The sequence below is a fragment of the Plasticicumulans sp. genome (assembly GCF_035331805.1).
GTDB lineage: Bacteria > Pseudomonadota > Gammaproteobacteria > Competibacterales > Competibacteraceae > Plasticicumulans.
The window spans coordinates 1-3,649 of sequence record NZ_DAOLKE010000342.1; the positions used below are offsets into that span (position 1 = coordinate 1).

General features: G+C 70.3%; 4 protein-coding genes. 2 read left to right on the plus strand and 2 right to left on the minus strand.

Annotated elements, in window-relative coordinates; translation table 11 throughout:
• Positions 1-123 precede the first annotated feature (123 nt).
• Positions 124-735, minus strand: a complete 612-nt coding sequence (gene amrA / locus PKE44_RS16460) for an AmmeMemoRadiSam system protein A (protein WP_324553367.1) — start codon at positions 733-735, stop codon at positions 124-126.
• On the minus strand, positions 713-1,537 hold the full coding sequence (amrB, locus tag PKE44_RS16465) for an AmmeMemoRadiSam system protein B (protein WP_324553375.1): 825 nt from the start codon (positions 1,535-1,537) through the stop codon (positions 713-715). The genes amrA and amrB overlap by 23 nt, the downstream gene beginning before the upstream one ends.
• A 114-nt stretch (positions 1,538-1,651) precedes the next feature.
• Between amrB and amrS the strand changes: the two genes are divergently transcribed.
• Together amrS and rlmJ are read left to right on the plus strand one after the other, a co-directional pair.
• On the plus strand, positions 1,652-2,746 hold the full coding sequence (gene amrS / locus PKE44_RS16470) for an AmmeMemoRadiSam system radical SAM enzyme (protein ID WP_324553369.1): 1,095 nt from the start codon (positions 1,652-1,654) through the stop codon (positions 2,744-2,746).
• A 69-nt stretch (positions 2,747-2,815) separates the two neighbouring features.
• The coding region (gene rlmJ / locus PKE44_RS16475) for a 23S rRNA (adenine(2030)-N(6))-methyltransferase RlmJ (protein ID WP_324553372.1) at positions 2,816-3,649 on the plus strand (834 nt) is incomplete at its 3' end.

A 3,649-nucleotide genomic window follows, 5' to 3' on the forward strand; every position in this document is an offset into this window, starting at 1 on the left:
ACCCTCGACCTTCGCATTGCGAACGCGACGCTCTCCCAGCTGAGCTACCGCCCCGTTACCCTTGCGGGTGAGGCGCGCATCATACACATCGCCCCCCCGGCTCGCCAGCCCTGCGGCCGGGATTCAGGCCGCGGGTGCGAGGTCGTGCTCGTCGAAGGATTCGCTGCCGTAGCGCAGGAAGCGCAGCTGCGGCGACCAGAAGCTTTCGGTCAGGCCGGCCTTGCGCTTGAGGTTGCGCACGAAGCGCAGCGGGTCGGGCAGGTCCTTCCAGACCGCCGGCAGGAAGGTCGCGCGGTGGCCGGGGTAGTCGAGGATCAGGCCGTCGCGGCCCGGGCGCAGCTGTTCGAGCAGTTCGGCCTGATTGCTGACCTTCAGCGGCTCCGGGCGCGTCAGCACCGACACCGAGATGTCGAGCCGCTCGAACTCGTCGCGGCGCACCGGCAGGAAGCGCGGATCGTCGAAGGCGGCGGCGTAGGCGTGCAGCGCGACATCGAGGATCAGCGGATCGCGGGCTTCGAGCGTGCCGATGCAGCCGCGCAGCTCGCCGTCGAGCTTCAGCGTCACGAAGGTCGCAGCGACCTCGCGCAGCGCCGGCGGGAAGGCGGCCACCTCGACCTCGGGCGGCTGGCGCGAGGCCAGGCCGCGATCGATCGCGGCCCGCGCCACACGCAGCAGCATCGCGCGCTCTTCGAGGCTCAGGTGTTCGAGGGCTTCAATGTTCACGGGGGTGTTCATGGCAGACGTAAGCACCGTATCCGACGACCCGGTCGCGTCCGCCGGCGGTATCGCCGGAATTGCGCAGATCGATGGCAGACACCGTCAGACCGTGCTCGCGGGCGAGGTGCAGCAGACCGCCCAGGGGACGGCAGCCGCAGGCCTGCTCGGGGCCGATCGACTCGAACCGCAGCTGTTCGATGGCGCGCGTCGTGGCGGCATCGAGTTGCTGCGCTTCCCTGTAAGGGTGGTAGTGGCTGAGATCCGTGCTCACCACGACCAGGGTTTCCGCGCCGCCCCAGAGGCGTTCCAGCACGCGGGCGACGCTGGCGGCATCGGCATCGCCGACGACCAGCGGCAGCAGCCGGAAGTCGCCGAGCGTCAGCTGCAGGAAGGGCAGGTGGACCTCCAGGCTGTGCTCCTGCGCATGGGCGGCGTCGAGTTCGACGACGCCGGGCAGGGCCGCGATCGACGCGCAGGCTTCGCGGTCGATCGGAACCGTGCCGAGCGGTGTCACATAAGCCGCGTGACTCGTCAGCGCGATGCCGCGAAAGCCGATGCGATGACTCGGGCCGAGCAGCACGACGCGTTCGATGCGTCCGTGCAGCCGGCTGATCCGGCGATAGGCGCTGGCGGCGATCGGTCCCGAATAGACGTAGCCGGCGTGCGGCACGATCAGCGCCTTCGGAGCGGCTGCACCGGCGGCGGTGGCGACTCCGGCGAGGGCCGCCGTGACGCTGGCCCGCAGTTCCACCGGATCTTCCGGGTAGAACAGGCCGGCAACGGCCGGCGGGCGCAGGGTGCGGGCAGGGCTGATCGCCATCGTCTTTGTCGCAGCGGACTGCGGCCTCCACTCGGACTGGATCGACACTCCGTCGAATTCTGAACGAATTCTAATATTTCCCTGATATGAGTCGCAGGTACAGAGGGTGTTGCCATGCAGCGACAACTGTTCACAGCCCCCGCACCGGCCCGTTACTGGCACCGGCTCGACGATGGCCGCCTGCAGTGCGACCTGTGTCCGCGCTTCTGCAAGCTGCACGACGGCAGTCGCGGCCTCTGCTTCGTGCGCGGGCGTGACGGCGATGCGCTGGTGCTCGACACCTGGGGGCGCTCGTCGGGCTTCTGCATCGATCCGATCGAGAAGAAGCCGCTGAACCACTGGCTGCCGGGCACGCCGGTGCTGTCCTTCGGCACTGCCGGCTGCAATCTGGCATGCAAGTTCTGCCAGAACTGGGACATCTCGAAGTCGCGCGACACCGACCGGCTCGCCGCGCAGGCGACGCCGGCGATGATCGCCGCGGCGGCCGCGGACAGCGGCTGTCGCAGCGTCGCGTACACGTACAACGACCCGGTGATCTTTCTCGAATACGCGGTCGAGGTCGCCGCCGCCTGCCGCGCGCGCGGCATCGCCAGCGTCGCGGTGACGGCCGGCTACGTCTGCGCCGGGCCGCGCGCCGAGTTCTTCGCGGCGATGGACGCGGCCAACGTCGATCTGAAGGCCTTCACCGAGGATTTCTACCACCGCGTCTGCGGCGGACATCTGGCGCCGGTGCTGGAGACGCTCGTGTACCTGAAGCGCGAGACCCGGGTCTGGTTCGAGCTGACGACGCTGCTGATCCCCGGCTACAACGACGGCGATGACGAGATCGCGCGCCTCGCCGAGTGGGTGGGCCGCGAACTCGGACCCGAAGTGCCGCTGCACTTCACGGCCTTTCACCCGGACTGGAAGCTCACCGACGCCCCGCCGACGCCGCCGGCGACGCTGAGCCGCGCACGCCGTCTCGCCCGCGAGGCCGGGCTCCAGTACGTCTATACCGGCAACGTCCGCGACCCCGAAGGTGCCAGCACCTGGTGCCCGGGCTGCGGCGCGAAGCTGATCGGTCGCGACGGCCGCTACCGGATCGACGGCTGGCAGCTCGATGCGCACGGCTGCTGCCGCGCCTGCGGGCATGCACTGCCGGGGCGCTTCGAGGCCGGGCCCGGGGACTGGGGGCCGCAGCGCCTGCCGCTGCGGCTGTCGGCATCGTGAGTCCGGCTTGCGTGCTGCCGGGCGCTTGTCCACGCTGACCGGCCCGCCTGCCGCCGCCAGCCCGCGCCGATGCTCAGTTACCGCCACGCCTTCCACGCCGGCAACTTCGCCGACTGCCTGAAGCACACGCTGCTGCTGCAGCTGCTCGATGGCCTCAATCGCAAGGACAAGCCCTGGCTCGCGCTCGACACGCATGCCGGCGCCGGCCTCTACGAGCTGGGTGCCGCGCAGGCGCAGAAGACCGGCGAATACCGCGACGGCATCGCCCGGCTGTGGTCACGCGCCGATCTCGAACCGGAACTCGCCGCCTACGTCGCTGCCGTGCGCAGCGAAAACCCCGACGGCCGGCTCAGCCGCTACCCCGGCTCGCCGGCGCTGATCCGCCAGCGCCTGCGCGACCGGGACCGGCTGATCGCCTGCGAGCTGCATCCGGGCGATCAGCCGTCGCTGAAGGCGCTGTTCGCCGCGGACCGGCGCATCGCGGTGCATAAGCGCGACGGCTACGAGGCCGCCGGTGCCTTCCTGCCGCCGCCCGAGCGGCGCGGGCTGCTGTTCGTCGATCCGGCCTACGAGCTGGCCGGCGAATTCGAACGGCTGCTGAAGCTGGTCGGGCAGGTCCACCGGCGCTGGCGCGAGGGGACGGTGGCGATCTGGTATCCGATCCTCGACCGAGCGCCGTCCGAACGCTTCTGCCGTGCCCTCGCCGCCAGCGGCGTGCCGGCGCTGCTGCGCATCGAACTGGGGCTCGCGCCCTACGACACGCCGCTCGGCATGAAGGGCAGCGGCGTGATCGTCTGCAATCCGCCGTATCAGCTTGATGTCGCGGCCCGGCGCTGGCTGGCGCAACTGCAGGGAATCCTGTCGGACAGCGGCTCCGGCGAGACGCGCGTCGAATGGCTGACG

Bases quoted from the DNA above. Each gene is read 5' to 3' on its own strand.
- amrA (WP_324553367.1), bottom strand. From the start codon at position 735: ATGAACACCCCCGTGAACATTGAAGCCCTCGAACACCTGAGCCTCGAA.
- amrB (WP_324553375.1), bottom strand. From the start codon at position 1,537: ATGGCGATCAGCCCTGCCCGCACCCTGCGCCCGCCGGCCGTTGCCGGC.
- amrS (WP_324553369.1), top strand. From the start codon at position 1,652: ATGCAGCGACAACTGTTCACAGCCCCCGCACCGGCCCGTTACTGGCAC.